This is a genomic window from Endozoicomonas sp. ALB115 (assembly GCF_049310245.1).
In the GTDB taxonomy this organism is placed as follows: Bacteria; Pseudomonadota; Gammaproteobacteria; order Pseudomonadales; family Endozoicomonadaceae; genus Endozoicomonas.
This window is the reverse complement of record NZ_JBLYZG010000042.1, coordinates 15,155-39,147: the sequence shown is the minus strand read 5'-3', so window position 1 is coordinate 39,147 and position 23,993 is coordinate 15,155. Positions and strand designations below refer to the sequence as shown.

Genomic DNA, 23,993 nt, shown 5'->3' with positions numbered 1-23,993 from the left:
TTAGAAGTTTTCTTCTTTTCGTTTGGTGAGCACTTCATAGCCTGTAGCGGTTACAGCAATGGTGTGTTCCCACTGGGCAGAAGGGCGTCGATCTCTGGTTACCGCAGTCCAGCCATCGCCCAGAAGTTTGGTTCCTTTCTTGCCAGCATTGATCATTGGTTCGATAGTAAATGTCATGCCCTCTTGCAGGACACAGTCATTTCTGTCGTTATAACCCTCATAGTGGATGACCTGTGGGTCTTCATGGAACACACTGCCAATGCCATGGCCGCAGTACTCTTCCACAACTGAGAAATGATTGCCGTGGGCATGTCTGGCAATTACACGACCGATATCGCTTAGACGGTTGCCTGGTTTCACTTGCTCAATGCCCAGATAGAGGCACTCCTGAGTCACCTGTACCAGCCTCTGGTTAAACGGTTGAACGTCACCAACCAGGAACATTTTGCTGGTATCGCCATGGTAGCCATCTTTGATCACAGTGATATCAATATTAACAACGTCGCCGCTTTTCAGAAATTTTTTGTCACTGGGAATGCCGTGACAAACGACCTGGTTGATGGAAATGCAGGTAGACTTGGGGAAGCCGGGTCTGCCCGGGGCTGCGCCGTAGTTCAATGGGGCAGGAATTGCCTTCTGCACATTGACAATATAATCATGGCAGAGGCTATCCAGTTCGCCGGTTGAGACGCCGGGCAGCACATGGGGTTCGATCATTTCCAGCACTTCAGCGGCCAGACGGCCAGCGATGCGCATCTTTTCAATTTCTTCAGGGGTTTTGATGGTTACATTCATTGTCAGGTCAGGCCACTTAAAGATGCGAAAGTCAAATGATAATTCTTATTATCTTACCAGAATCCCCAAGCGAAGTATTAACAATATTATATTCGTCAGCTGTTGCTCAAAACGAGGGGTGACTTCTGCGTTTAAGTCCGGCAAGCCTCCTAAAGCAGGTAAGATGCCGATAAAGCCACAGCCCCCAACGGTACTGCAATTTGGGCATATCTGACAAAGTGCCAGAAGGAAGATAGCCAGGTTCTCTGGTCTACTTTTGGGTTTGATCTGAACCTGACATCAAGGCTTTTCTTTGAAAAATAATTATCTTCATAGCGCTTGGAACTGAAGAGCCCCCATAAGGTATACCACTGGCAATCCCAGGCGTCAGGATCGGATTCGCAGGACTGATGGTAGAAAGGCAGGTTTTTCTGATAAACCGTTAACTTCAGTGTGTATATTGTGTTCGGAGCCAGCTGGTCATCGTAGCTGAGGGCCTCGTTGGACAGGAAAATTTTTCCGGGATAGTAGAACAGTGTGGGCACATAACTCCGGTAAATATTTTTGTCAGGGTTATCACCATTTTTCAGTTTGAACTCCCAAAGCGTCGACCGTCGAATTTTCTGGTCGTTGGAAATGGCGTTCAATGTTTGCTGAATACCTTTTGCTTCATCGATATAGATAGTAGACTTCAGTCTGTCGCCAAATATGGATGGTTCGTAGAGCTGGACTCTGACGATGATATTTTTCAGCTTTTCAGTGACATCTTCTGATACCTCGTTGAGTGCTGCGGCAGAGAAGTCCTGGGCCCTCATGATGAATGGGTAGCCTTTCTCTTGCCTTGAGCCATCCAGACCAGGGACCGACTGCCATACCAGTGGGTCAATATGCTCGTTGTCAAAAGTTTTGGGAAGCGAAAAAGCGTTGGGAGAGTCTGAAGCAATTCTTTTTCGTGTGGTTACGGTAAAGCTGACTTCGTCTTCACCCTTGAAGCGACAGGAAAGGCTATCCGGTTGCGGGTTGTGGATATGCTCGTTGAAGATGTACTCGTTTTTAGGGTCTTCAATAAACAGGGTTGGCGCTAATCTGGCAGATTGTGAGGTACGCGCGATGTTTTTCAGATTGCTTACAGTGACCACTTCCTCTTCACCCGGTAGCAGATCATAGCCATTGGCAAGACGGTCAATAAAGCCGGGGGAATCAGGGCTCCAGCGGGCTTTATCTTTTTTCAGAAACTCCACGTCAAAGACCATTTTTCCCTCACCATCCTGACAGTACCGGCTTTCGTGCATGGTGATATCGGCGTAACAGGTTTTTGCCTTCCAATGGCAATGTTCGACTTGTTTCATGCCACCATCCGAGGTGGGCAGGTATGTCTTTTCACATACATGGTAAGAACCACAGTGATGTGCATCGGTGACGAGCTGGCACTCCTGCCAATTCCAGTGAAGGTATGTGCGGTAGTTAATAACACCTTTCCAGGCTGGTGACGGCTGTTGCCGCAAAATATCTGCCGCATCGTGGCGGCTGATATTTTTTAAGTCCTGCCATGCTTCTTCGTCAAAGGATTCCGGTAAGCGAACATGGGTATAGTGGTTGGCCGAACATCTTAACTCTTCAGAGTGGAGGTTGCGGGTTTGATGGGCAGGGATAACGTGTCCGGGACATGACTGGCTTGCAGTTATCCTCGGAGCAGACACTTGCAGGCAATGGTTATTAATAAGAAAAGGCACGGCATAAGAGGTGTATGGCTTTGAAAATAAAAGTATGAGCAGCAAAGCCACATACACAAGTTGCTTTTTGATAGCCATCACATCAACCTGCGAAAACGTTTAATGAATTTGTTGTGAAAATGAGTATCCCGTCACAGATACTCATTGTTTTGTATTGATGTTTTAACCCGGATATTTCATAAACGTGCTCCCGCTCTCGCTTGTCCTTTGCCGCTCTAAGGGAGTTTTGTTCAGTCGACCGTACTCCCCGGTACGGCGCTCCCTCACAAAATCCCTTAGAGCGACAAAGTCCTGCGCGAGATTCGGGGCAGTTTATGAAATATCCGGGTTAAAAGAGCTGTCGTCTTTTTCTGCGATCCGAAAAGACGTTGTCCCTGGTCAGCATATCAACCACGCTTTGCAGCTTTCTGGCTTCATCAAGACGGTTTTCCTGGTTTTCCAGAGCGTTGATGCACATGGCAACAGCTCCTTTGAGTGTGCCAGCCTCAACCATCATGACGTCGCTCTCAATATCATCGTCATCTTCTGATGAGCTGAAAACCTGCTTTGCTTTTGCCTGGTAGAGGGCTCTTGCCATGTCTGAACTGAGGTAGTGCTGACGATATCCGTCACGAACTTTTCTCAGGCCGCCTGAGCGGCTGATGGCCAGTTCTTCATCAATATCTTTTTTAATCAGGGCGATAATGAAATATTTGGTGTCCATCTCATTGGATTTACCGCCCAACCAGGTAACCCATGAACTGACAGATAACCACTTTTTGCTGGCGGAATTTTCAATGGTTAACATTGCTTCCTGAGCGAGATTGGCGTAACGCATGAGCTTATTCTGATCATAAATGGGTGCAGCACCAACGGTCATATCGTTCAGGTAATAATCCAGATTGAAAATACGCTTGTCATATTCAACCGGGATGCACCCAATTTGAATTCCATAGGTGGCACGAATGTAAGATCTAGCCCAGAATGCATCGACCAACATCTCTTTGGCTCTTTTGCTGCCTTCCCGGTCGGAAATGGTTCTGTATCTCTCTGACGTACCGAAGGTATCTATAAAGGTTTCAATGGCATCTTTGGTAAAACGGTTGATCCCTTCATCAATGACTCGCTTATCCTGGGTTCGCATGGCCCGTAGCTGCAGGGCATTACGTTTCATATCAGCGATCTGTTCTGCAGTATACAGTGACATCGACTTGAGCTGGTCGCTACTGATTCCGAGCTGCTGATGAAGGACGCCATTGGGCAGGACGATATTGAAATGAAGTTCGCTCATTTGGGTATCAAGCCTGCGCAAGGTTGACTGGTATTGATGAACCAGCGGGAGCATATCAACCTCACTGTCGGGATCTGCAGTTATGTCTGGTCTGAGGGTGGGGAAATGTTCCAGGTTGTTAACGTCTTGAAGGAACAGGTTTGATTCCTGTGTGAAGGTTCTCACATGGTCAAGAAATTCCCTGACGGGTATTGGTTGAAGGATGCTGTCGTCAGAAATTTTCTGGAGCTCTGAGGCAACGGTGGTTAAGTCTCTCAGGCTGCGGCCAAGATCGTTAATGGTTTTCAGCAGGATGTCACCATCACGCTCACCTCTCAAATAAAAGGCCTGTATGTACTGCTTCTCGATTTCTGTTTTGTTGGCAAGGTTGATAGTCAATTGGTCACTGTTTTCCGGAGTGACACTGATAACTGGTGGGAATACTGCATCAGCGTCAGATCCTGGAGTCTGTTCGTAATAGTGACCGGGAGATACCTGTTGCCCATGGTATTGCTCAAACCGGGTCGGGTCACTCCGTAAGGAGCTGCTTGCCGAAACAGTGTCGAAAGTCGTAAAAGCAAAAAATATTACACAGCATATTATGCTGCCAGTAGCTCTGTTCATTTTAAAAGCTCTGAAAAGTTAAAAAAATTATTCAACTGGTATATTGACCATGGTGAAAGAATATAGTTCCGTTTTTTTGGCTGTGATCTTTTTTTGTTAAAGAGTTATTCAGGTGTTGTCCAAATTTTGATGGTGCGATTTTATTGCTTGCTCATGATTATTGATGAACTTATTCAATTGCCCAAAGTCCAAAAGTTTAATCAATAGTATATTGATCTTTTTTAATATTAAAAACTTATAATTATTGGAGAGTTCATTATGATCAATACTGGAACCGGTCAAATTATTACACGTGACCCTCAAGCTGTTATTACTGTCAGTCCAGAGGGGGAAAACGATGTAAGTGGCTCTGGCAATGAAAGCCTTGCTACTGCCTTTTTCAAAACCATAGCAACAAAGCCCCTCTGGCGGGGACTGTTCATTGTTTCCGTGAATACAGCATTGTATGCATGCGGTGAGGCACTGAGTTACTTCGCAGATGAACGGGATGGGCATTTGCCATTGTACCCGTTCAATATATCGCAGCCATTCCTGGGTGGAGCAGTCGTGGGTTTTGCTCAAGGGGCTTACCAGGCCTGTTTAACCGAGGCGTATGTTGCAATTCATACTTGTATTGAGAACAGATCGATCAGCATGGTACCAGGTCAGCCAAATGTCATCACTGCCAAGGATGAAATCCCTGGTGATCTGCGTCCCGTTGAGTCTGGAAGTAAACACTGACGGTCCGCCTGCTGTAGCTCGTTAATTACTGCGCCGGTTTATCAGGGGCTTTACCTCCATTGGGGTTAACCCGGATATTTCATAAACGTGCTCCCGCTCTCGCTTGACCTTTGCCGCTCTAAGGGAGTTTTGTTCAGTCGACCACACTCCCCGGTACGGCGCCCCCTCACAAAATCCCATAGAGCGACAAGGTCCTTCGCGAGATTCGGGGCAGTTTATGAAACATCCGGGTCAAGCCATCTGCAGCTTCACGGATAACCGGATGATGCGGCTATTGAAATTAACATCCGTACCAGCTTTTCTGCAGGCAGTGATGCTATTGACGTTCAGTTAGTACGATTTTACCGCTCCCTTGAGTTCATTAGTGAACTTTTTCAATTATCCAAAGTCAAAATGTGTGATCAATAATAAAAAAATTTCTTTTAATACTATAAATTTCTAATTTTTGAGAGTTCATTATGAACCCCGTAACCCATATTTCCGGCACCGGCAGTGCACAAATTGATATTTCTGGCACATCAGAGGGAGTAAGCAATGCAAGTGGTTCTGGCAATGAACGCCAGACTGCTACTCCCTGGTACCGAACAGAGAAGGCAAAAACTGTCTGGCGGGGGCTAACCATTATCTCCGCTGGTGTAGCCCTGGGGATAGGTGGTGAGTCACTGATTAATTATCTTTGGAAACGGGATGGGGTTATACCAACGTACACGGATGATACTCCGCAGCCAATCATGGGGGCCAGCCTAGGCTTTTTAGCAGGGAGTATTATTTTCTTACTCGATGAGCGTCGCCGCACAATACAGGAAAATTCTCTGGCAAGCAGATCAATCAGTGTGTCATCGAGTCAATCAGAGGTCTTCAACACCCGGGTTCAAATTTCGGATCTGGACTCCACTGATAGGGCAAGTAGAGTCTGATATCCTTAGCCCGGATATTTCATAAACGTGCTCCCGATCTCGCTTGTCCTTTGCCGCTCTAAGGGAGTTTTGCTCAGTCGACCGTACTCCCCGGTACGGCGCTCCCTCACAAAATCCCTTAGAGCGACAAAGTCTGGCGCGAGATTCGGGGCAGTTTATGAAATATCCGGGCTAGCTTATTAACTACTGGTTTATCAGTGGCTTTGGCCTCTACTGAAGTTGAGCCATATGCTGCGTTACCAGGAAACTGATGTGCCCGGGCGTGCCGGGCGCGATGACCAGATAACGCGCTCACTGTGCCGAACGATCCATGAGATCACCGGGTGCCTGAAACCAGCCATAGGGTTTGATAGGGCTTTAACTGTTCAGAGGTAAAGGTCTTGCCGCTAAGCAGGTCAAGACGGCCTTGGTATTTTTTTGCATTTATGTCCAAATGAGTTGCCGTCAGATTATGAATGGCAACCAGGCTTCTGTCCGTTTTGGGCTCAGTCCTGGAAAAGGCCAGAATGCCCGGTGCGATATCAATGATTTGCTGAGGGCAGTCCGGGTGAAAACAGCGCTCTTTTCGGCGAATTCCAATAATGGTTTTCAGGGTTTTAAAGACCATGCTCTGCATTGAGACGGGGTTTTCCAGTTCTGTGCGCAGCTCTTCAATATCCCATTTACGGCGATTGATGGATCGGGTGCGGCCAGATCGTTCAACGCCGACAATATCGTTCGGAGTCGCCAGCAGGCTATGAATATAGATGGCCGGAATACCTTTCATGCCGAGCATAATGATTTGTGAGCAGAGAAAGCGTTGTGCCTGCCAGTGATCCTCGCCACGGCGTGTGCCTTTCATGGCGTCAAATAGAGAGATATTGATCTCATAAGGTTTTTCGCTTTGATCCTGTAGTGTGCGCATGCTGACGAACCCGCCAAAACGGTGCATGCTGTCCACCAGTTCGGCGACTTCACTGTCGGGGACGAGCCCTTCAAGCGGTCGCAGCCCAATGCCATCATGGGAGGCGGTGAAATTCAGTGTTGTGCAACCCTCAGGGTATTCCGGTAATGCCCTTGCCCAGTGCGCCAGGTATTTTTCTGTGCCCCGGTTTAGTGCATGGAGTATCAGTGGCGGCAGTGCAAACTGGTACACCAAATGCGCCTCATCGCCCCGGGCGAAATAGCTGAAGTTTTCCGGGTCAGGTACATTGGTTTCGGTTATCAGTAATGCACCGGGGCGAACCTGTTCAATAATCAGCCGCATTACTTTGACCATGGCGTGGGTTTCCGGCAGATGTACGCAGGCTGTATTGAGCTTCTTCCATAGGAAAGCTATGGCATCAAGACGCACTACGCTGGTACCCCGGGCAAGATAGAAAAGCACAATATCGACCATTTTTATCAGTACATCCGGGTTTTTGAAGTTAAGGTCGATCTGGTCCTCACTGAAGGTGGCCCAGACGTGGCGGGTTCCCCGGCGTGTCTGGGTGGGAACCAGCAGGGGGGAGTTTCTGGGGCGGGTGACCATGGTGAGATCTGTGGATGGATCTTCCTCAATAAAGTAGTCCCGCCCAGGCTGGATGCCGCTGACAAAATCCGCAAACCACAGGCTTTCCCGGGATACGTGGTTGATAACCAGGTCGGTCATTAACCGATAGCGCTCAGCGATGGCCCTGACGTTATTCCAGTCACCAAGAGCAGGGTTAACCTGCAGATAATCAATGATGGAGAATCCATCATCAGAACTGTAGGGGAAATAAGGCAGTATATGCACGGTGGAGATCAGCTGCCGGATGTGCCTGCCAAGGAATTCACTGAGTACTTTCAGTGGTGGTTTCCCATGCTCTGTGAGGCTGTCGCCATAAGTGATCAGATAGATATCCTGCTCTGACCAGGCGTCAAAACTTTTCGGTTCATGGTTGTGCAGAAAGTACTCAACCCGGCGGACGATGATACTGGCGAGGTCATCCGATTGATCACCATAAGGGATGTGAAGAAGCCTGGATAGCGATTGATGAAATGACGCAAAGATAGGGGGATAGCTTTGCAAAATGCCTCTCCTGTAATAGCAGCGTTATGGTGTTCTGATTCACGTTCTTAATATCAGGAGCATGAGTTGTGCCATGTAACATTGGCATATTATTCGACCATATTTACGGGTGTATGATAGTGATATAACCCGTTATCTAAAAAATTTTCGCGATATATCACTTTAAGGTATTGAACTATTTTTTGTCATAATGGTCAAAAATTACACATGGCAATTTTTGCAATATGCGTCATTTAATAACCATGATGGCAGCCCTTAACTTTTGTGTATTGTGCATCCCGATAACAGGAAGAAAAAATGAATGTCCCACCAGCAGGTTCATTACAACTTGATACTGCCCTTAATCCCGGCCCTCCAGCTGATGCTCAAGCCGTTCTCAGTAAGTCAGGCCTGGTAAGTCTGGTCATGGAAAAACTGAGTTTTATCAAACTTCACCATGGTGACCAAGCAGAGAAGCAGAGTGTTAAAGCATTGTATGAGCGTCTGATATCCGAATACCCTGGAGCCGCCACCATTGAAGAGCCGCCCTGTATTACACGAGCACCGGGCGAAAGTGATAAGCACTTTCTTAAAAGATTTATCTTGGAGGTTATCACTCAATACCCGCTGTTGAAATTTCAGGAGGTCAATAGCCGAGATGAGGCAGAGCAATCAAGCCATAATCTAACTCATTTCTATGACACAGTTAATCATGTAGATATCAAAATCTGTAAAATATCTGAAGTCATCGAAAGTGTGAAAATACTGGCCAGTATGTACAAATATCCCTGGATCGATCATTTAAGAAAAGATCAACACAAATGGGGCGAATATTCCGGTCTGCTTAACGGTGATTTATTCATTTCAGCCGGATCAGCTGACGTGGTGGATTTATCGCATAAGAGGGTGATGAAACGACTGAAAAAGGCAAATGCCCGTACCAGCTACTCTCCGCTGTTCTTTTTTCGCAATGAAGACAGCCTCCAGAAAGGTATGTTGATAATCTGTAGATCTACTGACCCTAACCCCAAAAGGGAAATGGGTATATTCATTCGATCTATCAAGCAGAAGTCATAGATAAGAGCAGGTTTCACCCAACGATTGGGTCGACTATAAAGAAAGCTTCGGAAGATGCAAACCGGAACCTGCTATTGCAAAATGCCTCTCCTGAAATAGCAGCGTTATGGATTTTGATTCACGTTCTTAATATCAGGAGCATGAGTTGTGCCATGTAACATTGGCATATTATTCGCCCCGCCTTTACGGAATGATGATAGTGACATCCCCCCGCTATCTCCAACTTTTTTGCGATATATCACTTTAAGGTTTTGAACTATTTTTTGTCAGAATGGTCAGAAATCACGCTTGGCAATTTTTGTAATATGCGCCAGGCAATAGCCATAATTGCAGCCCTTAACTTTTGTGTATTGCGACCCCGATAACAGGAAGAAAAAATGAACGTCACACCAACTGGTTCACCAAATGTTGATCCTGCTGATAAATCCCCTCCTCCAGATTATGATCAAGCCGTTCCCAGCAGGTTAGGACTGGTTAGGCTGGTCACAAGACAGCTGAGTCATATCAAACTTCACCAAGGTGACATAGAAGAGAAGTTGAGTGTTCAAGAATTGCTTGAGCGTCTGATATCCGAATACCCGGGAGTCGCTACCATTGGAAAGCCTCTCTATATTACACAGGCACAGGACGAAAGTCATAAAGACTTTCTTAAAAGATTTATCCATCAGGTTATCTATCAATACCCGCGGTTGAAATTTCAGGAGGTCAATAGCCGAGACGAAGCAGAGCAATCAGGCCATGATTTAACTCATTTCTATGACAAAGATAATCGTGTAGATATCAAAATCTGTAAAATAGCTGAAGTTATCGAAAGTGTGAAACAACTGGTTAGCATGCAGCATTATCCCTGGATCAGTAAAGTAATGGGTGAATCTAATAACGATCCACAAAGTTGGGGCAAACATTCCGGTCTGCTTGAGAAAGATTTTTTCATTGCAGCTGGATTAGTTGTCATGGGAAATTTACAGCATGAAAGTGTGATACAACACCTGAGAGAGGCAAATGCCATAACCGGCTACAATCCGCTCGTCTTTTTTCGCAATGAAGACGACCTCCAAAAAGGTATGTTGATAATCTGTACATCTACTGACCCTGACCACAAAAGGCGAATGGGTATAAGTATTACATCTGATTAGATAAGAGCAGGTTCCGCCCAACGATTGGGTCGACTATAAAGAAAGCCTCGGAAGAAGCAAACCGGAACCTGCTATTGCAAAATGCCTCTCCTGAAATAGCAATAAAGCTCTGATTCACACTCTTTACCTTCTTGACATGAGTTGTGCCTTGTAACATTGGCATGGGAACTGCATCGTATTAACGCATTCAAGATCAAGTGATAAACGGAGTTATTGAATGATTACAAAATGCCTCTTTCCTGTTGCCGGTTATGGCACACGTTTTTTGCCAGCCACCAAATCCATGCCCAAGGAAATGCTTCCCATTGTTGATAAGCCGCTGATTCAATACGGGGTAGAGGAGGCAATGGAGGCAGGATTAACGGATCTCGGTTTTGTTAATGGCAGGAATAAGCGGGCGATACCGGATCACTTTGATATTAACTATGAACTGGAGGCGGAGATTGCCGGTAGTGGCAAGGAGGAGAAACTGTCGTCGATCCGGGATGTGATGTCTGCCTGTACCTTCTCGTATACCCGGCAGAATCAGATGCTGGGGCTGGGCCATGCCATTGCCTGTGGCCAGACATTAATAGGTGATCAGCCCTTCGGTGTCATTCTGGCGGATGACCTTTGTGTCAATGATAAGGGGCCATCGGTGATGGCTCAGCTGGTCAATCTCTATAAGCAGTTCCGATGTACGATTCTTGCGGTACAGGAAGTGCCTGCGGCAGAAACCGAAAAGTATGGAGTGATTGCCGGGGAGGCCCTGGATGAGCATTTGATCCGGGTGACGGATATGGTGGAAAAACCTGCGCCTTCAGAGGCTCCCAGTAATCTTGCGGTTATTGGCCGTTACGTTCTGACCCCCGATATCTTTGACATTATTGACAACACCGAGGCGGGAAAAAACGGTGAGGTACAACTGACAGATGCCATTATGTCTCAGGCCAGAAGTGGTTGTGTGATTGCCTGTAAATTTCAGGGCAGGCGATTTGACTGTGGCAGTATGGGTGGTTTTGTCGAGGCCACCAATGCCATTTATCAAAAACGTTTTGGTTGAGTGGATGGTTTATTGATGGCAGCAACAGCGCCGAGGATACTGGTTTTTACCGATCTTGATGGCTCCCTTATGGATCATAATGATTATGGCTGGGCAGCCGCTCAGCCTGCCCTGGAATTGCTGGTTGAGCGTGAAATACCGGTCATTTTTAACACCAGTAAAACGCTGGAAGAGGTGCTTGTTATTCAGCGACAGATGGGGAATGATCAGCCATTTATCAGTGAAAATGGCATGGTGACGACGATCCCGGCGGATTATTTCCGGGATTCCTGTGGGCTTACCCACTTTTTTCATGGTCAGCCTTATCGCAGCATACGGCGAATTTTATCCAATATCCGGCTTAAACATGGTTTCAGGTTTACCGGCTTTGGTGACCTGACCGGGGATCAGGTGGCAGAAGTTACCGGGTTATCAATCGATGAGGCGGGTAAAGCCATGACCCGAAAGGCCAGTGAGCCGGTGATCTGGCGTGATGGTGATGCAGAATTGCGGGAGTTTGTCAGGTTGCTTGAGTCGCAAGGGCTTCATCTGACGAGAGGAGGGCGCTTTTATCATGTTTCCGGGAAAGGGGATAAAGGGCTGGCTTTGCGGGCATTACTGCAAAGGTATCAGCAGGAATATCCGGAAGAGACCTGGCAAACCTGTGCGCTTGGGGATGGGATGAACGACTTGCCGATGCTGGAGGCGGCCGATTATCCGGTGCTTATCCGATCGGAGCATGGCCAGGCACCGGATGTGAGTCATCTGGTGAATGTTGTTAAAACCCGCAGTGTCGGTCCTGAGGGTTGGAATCAGGCCATACTTGATATGTTTGGCAAGCCATAAAATCACTTTCAATAGTGGAGGAAAGGTGGGTTATGGGTGACTTTTATCAGAATGGCATAATTACCAATTTTCACAATCTGAGAGTTCGGTCAACCGACGATATGGAGCGTGACCTGCTGGCATTTTCCCGCCAGCGTCCCATGTCACTGGTCTTGCCTTCATTGTTTTCAGAATTGGAAGGGCCTGCCCTGGGGCATATTGTCGAAGAGCTGAGCCAGGTGCGCTATCTCTCTGAAATAGTGATTGGCCTTGATCGCGCTGATCAGGAGCAGTTTGCCTATGCCAGGGATTTTTTTGGACGGCTGGATCAGCATCACCGTATTCTCTGGCAGGATGGGCCAAAGTTGCAGGCAATTGATGCCCTGCTGGCTGAAAAGGGGCTGGCCCCGAAGGAGCCAGGGAAAGGAAGGAATGTCTGGTATTGTTACGGCTATGTGCTGGCATCGGCAAAGTCAGAAGCTGTGGCGCTCCATGACTGCGATATTGTTACCTATCAGCGGGATCTGCTGGCCAGGCTGCTCTATCCGGTTGCTAATCCCGCCTTCAGCTATGACTTCTGCAAAGGCTATTATGCGCGAATCGCTGACAATAAGTTAAATGGCCGGGTCAGCCGTCTGCTGGTTACGCCCCTTTTGCGGGCGCTGAAAAAGATTCTCGGGCCGATGGAGTATCTCGAATATCTGGACAGCTTTCGTTATCCCCTGGCGGGTGAATTCTCCATGAGAACCAGTGTCTTTAACGATATCCGGATTCCCAGTGACTGGGGGCTGGAGATTGGGGTGTTGTCGGAGGTTAAGCGCAATTACTCCAGTAAGCGGCTCTGTCAGGTAGATATTGCGGATATTTATGATCATAAGCATCAGCCGCTGTCTGAAGGGGATGTCAGTCGCGGGCTGTCGAAAATGAGTCATGACATCATCAAGGCGATTTTCCGCAAACTGGCCACCAATGGTGTTCAGTTTAATACCGAGACTTTCAGGACCATCAAGGCGACCTACTACCGGGTGGCCCTGGACTTTATTGAATCCTACTATGATGATGCCATGATCAATGGTTTGCATGTGGATCGTGACAGTGAAGAGCGGGCCGTTGAGTTGTTTGCCAGGAATATCATGGAAGCCGGTCAGCATTTTCTGGAAAACCCCATGGAGCGTCCCTTTATTCCCAGTTGGAACCGGGTTATGTCTGCTGTTCCGGATATATTGGAGCGACTTTATGATGCGGTGGAAGAAGATAACCAGCGTTTTGGCTGATGGCAGAAAAAGTTTCGAAAATTGTCCGGGTATGGTATAAAGCGCCACTTGATTTCGAGATGCGATTTCAAGATGGGGTACATGGCGGTTAGTCTCACGACTGAGCAGCATGGACTTCATTAAACTTAACGTTGATAAAAGATCTCACATTCACCGACACATGGTTCCGGGTGCCAGTTTTAATCCGTTAAACGGATGATGATCTGGTCGAACATATGGGGTGTTTGGAGGCATAACCCTGAATCAGGAGATTCCCATGACTCAAGTCACTATGCGTGACATGCTCAAGGCCGGCGTGCATTTCGGTCACCAGACCCGTTACTGGAACCCGAAGATGAACAAGTTCATCTTTGGTGCACGCAACCGAATTCATATCATTAACCTTGAGCACACACTGCCTGCCTTTAATGGCGCTCTGCAGTTCATCGGCAAGCTGGCTGAAGGCAAGAACAAGGTCATGTTTGTTGGTACCAAGCGTGCTGCTGGCAAGATCATTCGTGAAGAGGCTGCTCGCTGTGGCATGCCTTACGTTGATCACCGCTGGTTGGGTGGTATGCTGACCAACTACAAGACCATTCGCCAGTCCATCAAGCGTCTGCGTGATCTTGAAAGCCAGCGTGACGACGGTACTTTTGAAAAACTGACCAAGAAAGAAGCGCTGATGCGCAGCCGTGATCTGGAAAAACTGGATCGCAGCCTGGGCGGTATCAAGGACATGGGCAGTCTGCCAGACGCTCTGTTCGTTATCGACGTTGAGCATGAGCGCATCGCTATCCAGGAAGCCAACAAGCTGGGTATTCCGGTTATTGGTATCGTGGATACCAACTCCAGCCCTGAAGGTGTGGACTACATCATTCCAGGTAACGATGATGCGATCCGTGCTATCCAGCTGTACCTGAAGGCTGCTGCTGATGTGATTCTGGAAGGTCGTGCCCGTGCGAGCACTGGTGCTGAAGACGAGTTCGTAGAAATCGAAGAAGCGCCAAAGGCTGAGGAAGCTCCCAAGTCTGAAGAAGCGCAGGGTTCTGAAGAAGCCTGAGGCTTCGAAGACCTGGTGCCAGGCAGTATCTGATTAACCTGGTCTTATGACAGGGTGCAGGCTTTACGATTGCACTGCATAAATAACAGATGCTGCTTGCCGATTTTGGAAAAGAGTAAGGGGGCTTTGCCCCCTTTTTTCCGATGTACAGATAACTATTCTTTTATGCCGCTGTTATTGCTGGTGGCATAAAAAGACTGTCAATTTGCGAGGAATCAACCATGGCAGCTATTAGTGCAGCACTGGTAAAAGAACTGCGTGAGCGTACTGGCCTGGGCATGATGGAGTGCAAAAAAGCACTGGTTGAAGCACAGGGTGACATTGAAGTTGCAATCGAAGAAATGCGTAAGTCCGGTCAGGCAAAAGCTGCCAAGAAAGCCGGTCGTATCGCAGCAGAAGGTATTGTAGCCGTTAAAGTGGCTGACGATGCCAGCTTTGGTGTGCTGGTTGAAGTCAACAGTGAAACTGACTTCGTAGCCCGTGATGATAACTTCCTGAACTTCGTTCAGCAGGTGGTTGGCGCTGCTTTTGCCCGTAAAGAAGCTGACGTTAACGCGCTGATGGAAGGCGAGCTGGAAGAAGCCCGTCAGGCGCTGGTTCAGAAGATCGGTGAAAACATCGGCGTTCGTCGTATCGCTATCGTTGAAGGCGGCGTGATTGGCTCATACGTTCACGGTAACAACCGTATCGCTGTTCTGACCAGACTGGAAGGTGGTGATACTGAACTGGCTCGTGATATCGCCATGCACGTTGCGGCTGTTAACCCACAGGTGGTTAACAAGGAAGATATGCCGGCTGAACTGGTAGAGAAAGAGAAAGAGATCTTCCAGGCTCAGGCAGAGCAGTCTGGCAAGCCAGCCAATATCATCGAGAAGATGATTGAAGGTCGTATCAGCAAGTTCCTGGCAGAAAGCAGCCTGGTTGAACAGCCTTTCGTTAAAGATCCTGATACCACTGTTGGTGCACTGGCCAAAAAAGCTGGCGCTACTGTAGCCAGCTTCGTACGTTTCGAAGTGGGTGAAGGTATCGAGAAAGAAGAAGTGGACTTCGCTGCTGAAGTCCGCGCTCAGGCAGGACTGTAATAACCAGAAGCCTGTCGGACAGCCTCCCGGGGCAACGCAGGAGCAGTTGCCGCGCAGGACAGTCTTGATTCCGACAGGCTCCTGGGTCAGCCCATTGGGTTGGCCTTTTCATGTCTATCCATAGCTGATGGTTGATTTTCAGGTTTTCTTCATGGGAAAGTTTCATGGACAAGAATGTCAACTGTCAGAACACATCAACTCGCTGGCTGATTGGTCAGAACAGATCATTTTCGGCCAGACGGTTCATCGAATGCAGCTTTCATGGCTGGTCTCCCGATGGCAGCGCATTTGCGGGATGTGTGTAATTTAGCCAACCAGACTCGGAAACTGAACATGCCGGCAAGTGATAGTCAACCGAAATACAAACGTATACTGCTGAAGCTCAGCGGTGAAGCTCTGCAGGGCGAAGGTGAGTTTGGTATTGATCCCAGGGTCCTGGATCGAATGGCCCTGGAAATCGGTCAGTTAGTAGGGATTGGTGTACAGGTTGGTATCGTTATCGGCGGTGGAAACCTCTTCCGTGGCGCTGCGCTGAGTGCCGCAGGCCTGGACCGGGTCACCGGTGATCACATGGGGATGCTGGCAACCGTGATGAATGCCCTTGCCCTGCGTGATGCCCTGGAACGTTCCAATATCAATACCCGGGTGATGTCTGCCATTCCCATGAGTGGTGTTGTGGAGCATTATGATCATCGTCGTGCCGTGCGGTATCTCAACTCTGGCGATGTGGTGATTTTTTCTGCTGGTACCGGAAATCCATTTTTTACCACTGACTCTGCGGCCTGTCTGAGAGGCATTGAAGTGGGCGTTGATATCGTTCTCAAGGCCACCAAGGTTGACGGTGTCTATGATAAAGATCCGGTAAAGCATTCTGATGCGGTTAAATTTGATCAGCTGACCTATGATGATGTCCTGGCTCGCAAGCTGGGCGTTATGGATTTAACGGCAATTTGCCTGGTGCGCGACCAGCAGATGCCTGTTCGGGTGTTTAATATGAACAAGTCCGGCGCTCTGTTAAATCTTGTGGTTGGCGGTAATGAAGGAACACTGGTAAACGGGGGTTAATGATGATCAATGAGATTAAAGATGATGCCAAAGAGCGTATGGGCAAAACCATTGAATCGTTGACGGTTGCCTTCAACAAGATTCGTACCGGTCGCGCCCATCCAAGTCTTCTGGATGGCATTAAGGTGTCTTACTACGGCTCAGAAACACCGCTGAGTCAGATGGCTAACATTTCTGTTGAAGACGGTCGTACGCTGGCTGTTCGTGTCTGGGAAAGACAGATTGTGCCTGATGTTGAAAAGGCAATTCTGAAGTCTGACCTGGGGCTGAACCCATCGACTGCCGGTGAAGTTATTCGTATTCCTCTGCCACCGCTGACCGAAGAGACCCGCAAGGGCTATATTCGTCAGGCGCGTCAGGATGCGGAGAATGCCCGCATTGCTATCCGCAATATCCGCCGTGATGCACTGGCTGATATTAAAGAGCTGGAAAAGGAAAAAGAGATCAGTGAAGACGACGAGCGTCGTGGTCAGGATGATGTGCAGAAGCTGACTGATCAGTTTATTGCTGAAGTTGATAAAAATCTTTCTGTTAAGGAAGAAGATTTAATGGCGATCTAATGGCTGACTGTACTGAATTGCGGTTATTGCCTTTGTCTGGCTGGCGTCAGACAGAATCCTGCTGGTAATGACTGCAATAATTCAGGCGTCAGTTGTCTTTTGATGCTTTGGGGGCGCTTGCTTTTTACGGCGGGCTCCTGCAAGGTTCTACTGTTACACTTTTTTTTACCTGCCAATTTTCAGATCGTCTTAATCCATGGCCAATACATTGTTACAGGGAAAAAGCGGCATTCAGGGAGTTCCGCCAGAGAGGCTGCCGCGCCATGTGGCTATTATTCTTGATGGGAACAACCGCTGGGCCAAACGGAAACACCTGCCCGGACTCGCCGGACACCGCGCGGGTGTTAACCGGGTTCGTGAAGTGGTTGAAGCCTGCGATGAACAGGGTGTTGAAGTGCTCACGCTGTTTGCGTTCAGCAGCGAGAACTGGAATCGGCCGGTCATTGAAGTCAATGGCCTGATGCGCCTGTTCCTGGGGGTTCTCAAGCGAGAGGCTCGTCGGATGAAGAAAAATCGCATCCGGCTGAAGGTCATTGGCGACATTACCCGATTCAGTCCTGAAATTCAGAAATATATTCAAGAGGTAGAAACGCTCACTGCCAATGATTATTCAGTGACCCTGGTCATTGCTGCCAACTATGGCGGCAGGTGGGATATCGCTTCTGCTGCGAGGCTACTGGCTGAAAAAGTGGCGCGTGGTGAGCTTGATGCTAAAAATATTGATGAGTTTGCCATTGAACAGCATCTCAGTACGTCGGGTTTGCCTGCCCCTGATCTATTGATTCGTACCAGTGGTGAACAGCGAATCAGTAACTTTCTATTGTGGCAATGTGCTTACAGTGAGTTTTATTTTACCGACACCCTGTGGCCAGATTTTGGCCGTAATGAATTACAGCAGGCCCTGCTGAGCTACGCCCGTCGCCAGCGACGGTTTGGCAAAACCAGCGAGCAAGTGGAGGCTGAAACACTGTGCTGAAAGAAAGAATCATAACTGCTGTCATATTAGCGCCAGTGGCGCTGGCAGGCGTTTTTTTATTGCCATTAACCGGTTTTGGCTTCTTTATTGCCGCGATTATTATGTTAGCGGCTTGGGAGTGGGCGAACCTTTCCGGTTTTGAACAGCGATCTGTACGTCTGTTCTATGCGCTGGCTATTGGTGTTTTTTGTGCTCTGACACTTTTTTTACCGTCCTCGTTGGTTCTTGGTCTGGCTGCTGTCTGGTGGCTGGTCGCCTTTATCCTTGTCAGGCAATATCCCAAGAGCGCGCGCTGGCTTGAGAACCAGTCCCTTAGATTATTGGTGGGGGTGCTGACTCTGGTGCCTCCATGGCTTGGTCTTTATGAGCTCAAACAAATGCCAGACTCTGCCTGGTTGATTGTTATCCTTCTGGTGATGGTTTGGGGGGCAGACTGCGGTGCTTATTTTGCTGGCAAGCGTTTTGGCAGAACAAAACTTATTGAGCGGGTCAGCCCGAAAAAGACCATGGAGGGACTGGTCGGAGGCTTACTGGTCTCAATGCTGATTTCAAGTCTTGTGACGTTGTTCTTCAGTGTCAGCTTTTTACAGGGGGTGTTGTTGTTGATTCTGAGCATACTGACTGTTCTGGTTTCCGTTCTGGGCGACCTCTGGGAAAGTGTTTTGAAACGTTGCCGCGGGGTCAAGGACAGCGGAAACCTGCTGCCAGGTCATGGTGGTGTGCTTGATCGAATTGATAGCCTGACGGCTGCCGTTCCGATATTTACTCTTTTTGTCATGATAACCAGGGGTGTATTTTAGGTCATGACTGCATCATGCTCTCAATCCGGCAGACAGCGGGTTTGTGTGTTGGGTTCCACCGGGTCCATTGGCAAAAGTACTTTGGATGTGATCGCGCGGAATCCGGATCAATACACCGTGCATTCTTTAGTAGCCGGCAGAAACGCGGACGTTATGCTGGAGCAGGCCCGTCAGTTTCGTCCGCAATATATCGTTATGGCGGATGAACAGGCGGCCAATAAACTCAGGGCGGACCTTCAGTCTGAAGGTTTGCGCATCTCTGTTGAATCCGGCCTGGATGCCATGAACCAGGTGGCGGCGGATGGTGATGTTGACGTGGTTATGGCGGCCATTGTTGGTGCTGCGGGGCTACCGCCCACCATGGCTGCGGTTCGTGCCGGAAAAAAAATACTGCTGGCGAACAAGGAAACGCTGGTGATGACCGGTGCCTTGTTCATGGATGCGGTTAAGGCATCTGGTTCTGTTCTCCTTCCTATCGATAGTGAGCATAACGCCATTTTTCAGTGCTTGCCTGCCAATCACCACGGGGGGCTTGAGCGGGTGGGGGTCAGGCGAATATTGCTGACCGCTTCCGGTGGTCCATTCCGACAGTCTCCGGTAGAAAGTTTTGCCGCTGTGACACCTGAACAGGCCTGTGCCCATCCAAACTGGAGTATGGGGCGTAAAATTTCCGTAGACTCTGCCACGATGATGAATAAAGGGCTTGAGTTTATTGAAGCCTGCTGGTTGTTTGATGCCCGTCCTGAGCAGGTGGAGGTGGTGATTCATCCGCAAAGCATCATCCACTCAATGGTGGATTATGAGGATGGCTCGGTACTTGCCCAGATGGGGAATCCGGACATGAGAACACCCATTGCCCATGCCCTGGCATGGCCGGGAAGGATACCATCCGGTGTTGCTCCCCTGTCTCTGACCGAGATTGCCAGACTGGACTTCTATGCGCCGGACATGATGCGTTACCGCTGTCTGAAGCTGGCCCAGGACGTGGCGCGCAGCGGTGGTACCGCGGCTGCTATGCTCAATGCTGCCAATGAAATTGCCGTTGATGCATTTCTGGAACGCAAACTGCGTTTTGATCGCATACCTGAAGTCATTAATGCCACATTGCAGACCTTGCCGGTCATGAATGTCGGCGACATAGATCAAGTGCTGGAAGCTGACAGGGAAGCCCGCTATCTGGCCCGGAAACAGGTTTCACAAATGCAGGGTGTTGCATGATTTTTGAATCGCTCTTGTCGGAGATAGCTGACTCAGCACAGACCATTTTTGCTTTTGTAGTAACCCTTGGAATACTGGTGAGTATTCACGAGTATGGTCACTTCTGGGTGGCCCGCCGTTGCGGTGTTAAAGTACTTCGTTTCTCCGTGGGTTTTGGCAAGTCATTATGGCGCTGGACTGATCGTCATGGTACTGAATTCAGTATTGCTGCGGTACCGTTGGGTGGCTATGTCAAGATGCTGGATGAGAGGGAAGGGCCGGTGCCCGATAATGAGCAGCACCTTTCTTTTAATAATAAGCCCGTCCTTGCCCGGATTGCCATTGTTGCTGCCGGGCCTGTTGCCAACTTTCTGCTGGCCATTTTTGCCCTCTGGCTCATGTACATGGTGGGTGTTCGTACCCTGATGCCTCAGGTTGGCGAAGTGATTCCCGATTCTCCGTCTGCCGTTGCAGGTATTCACCCCGGTGATGAAATTGTTGCTGTGAACGGTGTGGAAACACCGGGCTGGCAGGCCGTGAACATGGAACTTTTGTCCTTCATTGGTGAGAGCCGAAATCTTGATGTCTCTATCCGGGCAGGTGAGCCCGGAGAGGCCTCAGAGGGGGCTGTGCGGGATAAAAATATCACGATAGTTGACTGGCTGGTTAATGAGGAACAGCCGAATCCTGTGCGTTCCCTGGGTATTGTGCCTTACTCTCCTGTTATCCCCGCAGTCATTGGTCAGCTATCGGACGATGGGGCGGCAGCAAGAGATGGTCTGGAGTCGGGTGATAAAATCCTGCAGGTTAATGGCGAAACCGTCATTGACTGGATGCACTTTGTTGAACTGATCCGTGACAATGCCGGTCTAACGTTGCAATTGCTGGTTGAGCGGGATGGCGTCAGTCAGGAAATGCCGTTGACCCCGGGCAGTCGATCCACTGATGGGGTGACAACCGGTTTTATCGGTGCAGGTGTCCAGCAGGTTTCCTGGCCAGAAACCATGATTCGTCATTTACAGTTTGGGCCGATTGATTCGCTGGTAAAAGGTGCCCAGGCGACCTGGTCACTGACCAGCATGACCCTGGAATCCCTCTGGAAGATGGTTGTCGGGCTTGTTTCCGTGAAAAACTTGAGCGGTCCGATAACCATTGCTAAAGTGGCTGGCGCGTCGCTTGAGTCTGGGCTGGAAAATTTTCTCTATTTTCTGGCCATGTTGAGCGTCAGCCTGGGGGTGTTGAACCTGCTCCCCATACCCGTGCTGGATGGCGGTCATCTGCTTTTCTACCTCGTTGAAATGGTCAGGGGCAAGCCACTTTCCGAGAAAACCCAGACACTGGGTTTGAAAATCGGGGTAACCTTTGTTGTCGGAGTGATGATGCTGGCCATGTATAACGACCTGAGCCGACTCTTCCAATGAAAGAAAAGCACTTTGCGCTCTGCGCGTCATGAATAGCGATGTGGAAATTGAAGAGCATGTTTTTCACGTTAATGCGAAATGAACACGGATAAGAACGGATTCCATGAAGCGATCACTGTTGTCTCTGCTGATTGGCTCTTTAGCCATCGCGCCTGCTGCCCAGGCCTTCGTCGTCTCAGATATCCGGATTGATGGCCTTCAACGGGTTTCAGTCGGGACAGTTTTTAATGCCCTGCCGGTTGAGGTGGGCGATGATATTGAATCACCGGATATCGCCGGGGCCGCCCGGGCGCTCTATCAAACCGGGTATTTCAATGATATTCGTATGGCCCGTGAAGGTGATGTTCTGGTGGTTGCGGTGGTTGAGCGACCCTCCATCAGCGCAATTGAGATTAAGGGCAATAAGGCGATCAAGACGGAAGATCTGATAACCGGCCTGGAGCGTTCCGGTCTGGCAGAAGGGGAGATTTTCCAGCAGGCCACCCTGGAAGCGATCCGTCTTGAGCTTGAGCGTCAATACGTTGCCCAGGGGCGATACGGTGCCAGGATCACCGCCGATGTTGAAGCGCAGCCCCGTAACCGGGTGAAGTTGCGCATCAATGTCAAGGAAGGCAAGGTGGCGACCATACAGCATGTTAATGTTGTGGGTAATACGGCCTTCCCCAGGGATGAACTGATTGACCTGTTTGAGCTGCAGAAAACCGAGTGGTATCAATTCTTCAGTTCTGCGGATAAATACTCCCGGGAGAAACTGTCCGGTGACCTGGAGCGTTTGCGGTCATGGTACCTGGACCGGGGTTATATCAACTTCAATATTACCTCCACCCAGGTTTCTATCAGCCCTGACAAGCAGAGTGTGTATATCACGGTCAACGTGGCTGAGGGCGATAAGTACACAGTCAGTGACGTTAAGCTGGCCGGTGATCTGGTGATTCCTGAAGACGAGGCAAGAAAGCTGCTGCTGGCCCAGCCGGAGCAGGTGTTCTCCCGCAGACTGATTACTACCACGGAAGAGATTCTGAGCCGTCGCCTTGGCAACGAAGGGTATACCTTTGCCAATGTGACCGGAATTCCCAAACCGGACCATGGCAACAAAACCGTTGAGTTGACCTTCTTTGTTGATCCGGGCCGCAGAGCCTATGTCCGACGGATTAATTTCTCCGGGAATACCAAGACCGATGATGAGGTACTGCGTCGGGAAATGCGCCAGATGGAGGGGGCTTCTGCCAATACCCAGAAGATTGAGCAGTCTAAGGTGCGGCTAGAGCGTCTGGGGTATTTCAAGGAGGTCAATGTTGAAACGCCGCCGGTGCCGGGAACCAGCGATCAGATTGATGTTAATTACACCGTAGAAGAGCAGCCTTCCGGCAGTGTTACGGCCAGTATCGGTTTCTCCCAGTCTGATGGTCTGTTACTCGGTGGTTCTGTCAGCCAGAATAACTTTCTGGGAACCGGCAACAAGGTCACCGTTGGTCTGAACAAAAGTGATGTCAGCCAGCTCTATAATTTCAGTTTTATGGATCCCTATTACACCATTGACGGTGTATCCCGTGGTTATGATATTTACTATCGAACCTACGATTACAGTGATTCGGACATCTCCAGTTATGCGGCTGACACCTTTGGTGGTAACGTTCGTTTCGGGTATCCATTGTCTGAAACAGAGTCCATTAATTTCAGTCTTGGGGTTGATGGTACGGAAATAACCACCGGTTCCGGTACTCCCAGGGTTATTCTGAATTATCTTGATACAGAAGGGCGCAAGTTTGCCAATATCAAGACGTCGCTGGGCTGGTCGCAGTCAGAGTTGAACCGTGGGCTACTGCCAACGGCCGGTTATTCCCAGAGCTTATCGCTGTCTGCCGCGATTCCGGGCTCAACCACCACATTTTATAAGCTGGTGTATCGAGGTCAGTACTTTCAGCCCATTACCCGCAGTCTGACGGCGCGTTTTGCCACTCGCCTGGGTTATGGCGGTGCCTATGGCAGTACTTCTGAAATGCCGTTCTTTGAGAACTTCTATGCCGGTGGTTTTGGTTCTGTAAGGGGTTACAATGATAACTCCCTTGGACCCAAGGCTGCGCAACGGGATAACGGCGATGACTTCAACAGCATGGGTGGTGATGTGCTGCTTGAGGGTACGGTTGAAGTGCTATTCCCTTTACCCTTTGTCAAGGATCAGCGTTCATTAAGGACCAGCGTGTTCTTTGACTACGGTAATGTGTTTGATACGAGCTGCAGCTCACAGGTGGTCGATTGCTACAAGCCGGGCCTGGGTGAGCTGCGTTACAGTGCTGGTGTGGGCCTGACCTGGATTACCCCCCTTGGCCCGCTGACTTTCAGTCTGGCTAAGGCTCTGAATGCCAAAGGCAGGGATGAAACCCAGACCTTCCAGTTCTCTCTGGGGACTCCATTCTAAGGAGCCTGTCGGGCTTAAGCGTCCGTAGCGAGGATTGCGAGAAATTGAGGATAAAAATTTCTGCTTCTGAGGA

At 49.1% G+C, this 23,993-nt stretch carries 20 protein-coding genes; 16 read left to right on the top strand and 4 right to left on the bottom strand.

Annotation, left to right across the window (positions count from 1 at the left end; genetic code table 11):
* The 3 genes from map to ACO6VE_RS16990 all read right to left on the bottom strand — a co-directional run bounded on the left by map (nucleotide 1) and on the right by ACO6VE_RS16990 (nucleotide 4,380).
* Entirely contained in the window at nucleotides 1-795 is a 795-nt protein-coding gene (gene map, locus ACO6VE_RS17000; protein ID WP_422445386.1) for a type I methionyl aminopeptidase, read from the bottom strand.
* A gap of 149 nt (nucleotides 796-944) precedes the next feature.
* The gene (locus ACO6VE_RS16995; protein WP_422462470.1) at nucleotides 945-2,585 is read right to left on the bottom strand and encodes a hypothetical protein; all 1,641 of its coding nucleotides are present in this window, start codon (nucleotides 2,583-2,585) and stop codon (nucleotides 945-947) included.
* 250 nt (nucleotides 2,586-2,835) lie between these two features.
* Nucleotides 2,836-4,380, bottom strand: coding sequence for a hypothetical protein (locus ACO6VE_RS16990; protein ID WP_422462469.1), 1,545 nt, complete (start codon nucleotides 4,378-4,380; stop codon nucleotides 2,836-2,838).
* A 258-nt stretch (nucleotides 4,381-4,638) separates the two neighbouring features.
* Between ACO6VE_RS16990 and ACO6VE_RS16985 the strand changes: the two genes are divergently transcribed.
* Nucleotides 4,639-5,100: a hypothetical protein gene (locus ACO6VE_RS16985; protein WP_422445380.1), complete on the top strand. Its 462-nt coding sequence runs from the start codon at nucleotides 4,639-4,641 to the stop codon at nucleotides 5,098-5,100.
* A 458-nt stretch (nucleotides 5,101-5,558) separates the two neighbouring features.
* The gene (locus tag ACO6VE_RS16980; RefSeq protein WP_422445378.1) at nucleotides 5,559-6,017 is read left to right on the top strand and encodes a hypothetical protein; all 459 of its coding nucleotides are present in this window, start codon (nucleotides 5,559-5,561) and stop codon (nucleotides 6,015-6,017) included.
* Between the two features lie 316 nt (nucleotides 6,018-6,333).
* On the opposite strand, the gene ACO6VE_RS16975 is transcribed toward ACO6VE_RS16980, so the two are convergent.
* Nucleotides 6,334-8,049 (bottom strand): sugar phosphorylase, encoded by a 1,716-nt coding sequence (locus tag ACO6VE_RS16975; RefSeq protein ID WP_422445376.1) that lies wholly within the window; start codon nucleotides 8,047-8,049, stop codon nucleotides 6,334-6,336.
* A gap of 297 nt (nucleotides 8,050-8,346) precedes the next feature.
* Here ACO6VE_RS16975 and ACO6VE_RS16970 point away from each other — a divergent pair, with 297 nt between their 5' ends.
* The 14 genes from ACO6VE_RS16970 to bamA all read left to right on the top strand — a co-directional run bounded on the left by ACO6VE_RS16970 (nucleotide 8,347) and on the right by bamA (nucleotide 23,920).
* Nucleotides 8,347-9,105, top strand: coding sequence for a hypothetical protein (locus ACO6VE_RS16970; RefSeq protein ID WP_422462467.1), 759 nt, complete (start codon nucleotides 8,347-8,349; stop codon nucleotides 9,103-9,105).
* Nucleotides 9,106-9,482: 377 nt separating this feature from the next.
* On the top strand, nucleotides 9,483-10,241 hold the full coding sequence (locus tag ACO6VE_RS16965) for a hypothetical protein (protein WP_422445372.1): 759 nt from the start codon (nucleotides 9,483-9,485) through the stop codon (nucleotides 10,239-10,241).
* Nucleotides 10,242-10,458: 217 nt separating this feature from the next.
* Complete coding sequence (gene galU / locus ACO6VE_RS16960) at nucleotides 10,459-11,283, top strand: UTP--glucose-1-phosphate uridylyltransferase GalU (protein ID WP_422462465.1); 825 nt, start codon at nucleotides 10,459-10,461, stop codon at nucleotides 11,281-11,283.
* A gap of 15 nt (nucleotides 11,284-11,298) precedes the next feature.
* Nucleotides 11,299-12,108 (top strand): HAD-IIB family hydrolase, encoded by an 810-nt coding sequence (locus tag ACO6VE_RS16955; RefSeq protein ID WP_422445368.1) that lies wholly within the window; start codon nucleotides 11,299-11,301, stop codon nucleotides 12,106-12,108.
* 32 nt (nucleotides 12,109-12,140) lie between these two features.
* Entirely contained in the window at nucleotides 12,141-13,361 is a 1,221-nt protein-coding gene (locus ACO6VE_RS16950; protein WP_422462463.1) for a glycosyl transferase, read from the top strand.
* Nucleotides 13,362-13,617: 256 nt separating this feature from the next.
* The gene (rpsB, locus tag ACO6VE_RS16945; protein ID WP_422445364.1) at nucleotides 13,618-14,400 is read left to right on the top strand and encodes a 30S ribosomal protein S2; all 783 of its coding nucleotides are present in this window, start codon (nucleotides 13,618-13,620) and stop codon (nucleotides 14,398-14,400) included.
* A gap of 221 nt (nucleotides 14,401-14,621) precedes the next feature.
* Nucleotides 14,622-15,482, top strand: a complete 861-nt coding sequence (gene tsf / locus ACO6VE_RS16940; RefSeq protein WP_422445362.1) for a translation elongation factor Ts — start codon at nucleotides 14,622-14,624, stop codon at nucleotides 15,480-15,482.
* 333 nt (nucleotides 15,483-15,815) lie between these two features.
* Nucleotides 15,816-16,547 (top strand): UMP kinase, encoded by a 732-nt coding sequence (gene pyrH, locus ACO6VE_RS16935; protein ID WP_209200162.1) that lies wholly within the window; start codon nucleotides 15,816-15,818, stop codon nucleotides 16,545-16,547.
* Between the two features lie 2 nt (nucleotides 16,548-16,549).
* Nucleotides 16,550-17,107: a ribosome recycling factor gene (gene frr, locus ACO6VE_RS16930; protein ID WP_209200164.1), complete on the top strand. Its 558-nt coding sequence runs from the start codon at nucleotides 16,550-16,552 to the stop codon at nucleotides 17,105-17,107.
* Between the two features lie 196 nt (nucleotides 17,108-17,303).
* Nucleotides 17,304-18,083 (top strand): polyprenyl diphosphate synthase, encoded by a 780-nt coding sequence (uppS, locus tag ACO6VE_RS16925; protein ID WP_422445359.1) that lies wholly within the window; start codon nucleotides 17,304-17,306, stop codon nucleotides 18,081-18,083.
* Nucleotides 18,077-18,883, top strand: coding sequence for a phosphatidate cytidylyltransferase (locus ACO6VE_RS16920; protein WP_422445357.1), 807 nt, complete (start codon nucleotides 18,077-18,079; stop codon nucleotides 18,881-18,883). The genes uppS and ACO6VE_RS16920 overlap by 7 nt, the downstream gene beginning before the upstream one ends.
* Nucleotides 18,884-18,886: 3 nt before the next feature.
* The gene (gene ispC, locus ACO6VE_RS16915) at nucleotides 18,887-20,101 is read left to right on the top strand and encodes a 1-deoxy-D-xylulose-5-phosphate reductoisomerase (RefSeq protein WP_422445355.1); all 1,215 of its coding nucleotides are present in this window, start codon (nucleotides 18,887-18,889) and stop codon (nucleotides 20,099-20,101) included.
* Nucleotides 20,098-21,501: a sigma E protease regulator RseP gene (gene rseP, locus ACO6VE_RS16910; RefSeq protein ID WP_422462461.1), complete on the top strand. Its 1,404-nt coding sequence runs from the start codon at nucleotides 20,098-20,100 to the stop codon at nucleotides 21,499-21,501. The genes ispC and rseP overlap by 4 nt, the downstream gene beginning before the upstream one ends.
* Before the next feature lie 103 nt (nucleotides 21,502-21,604).
* Nucleotides 21,605-23,920 carry an outer membrane protein assembly factor BamA gene (gene bamA, locus ACO6VE_RS16905; protein WP_422462459.1) on the top strand — a complete coding sequence of 772 codons (2,316 nt, stop codon included), beginning with the start codon at nucleotides 21,605-21,607 and terminating at the stop codon, nucleotides 23,918-23,920.
* The last annotated feature ends 73 nt before the right edge of the window (nucleotides 23,921-23,993 follow it).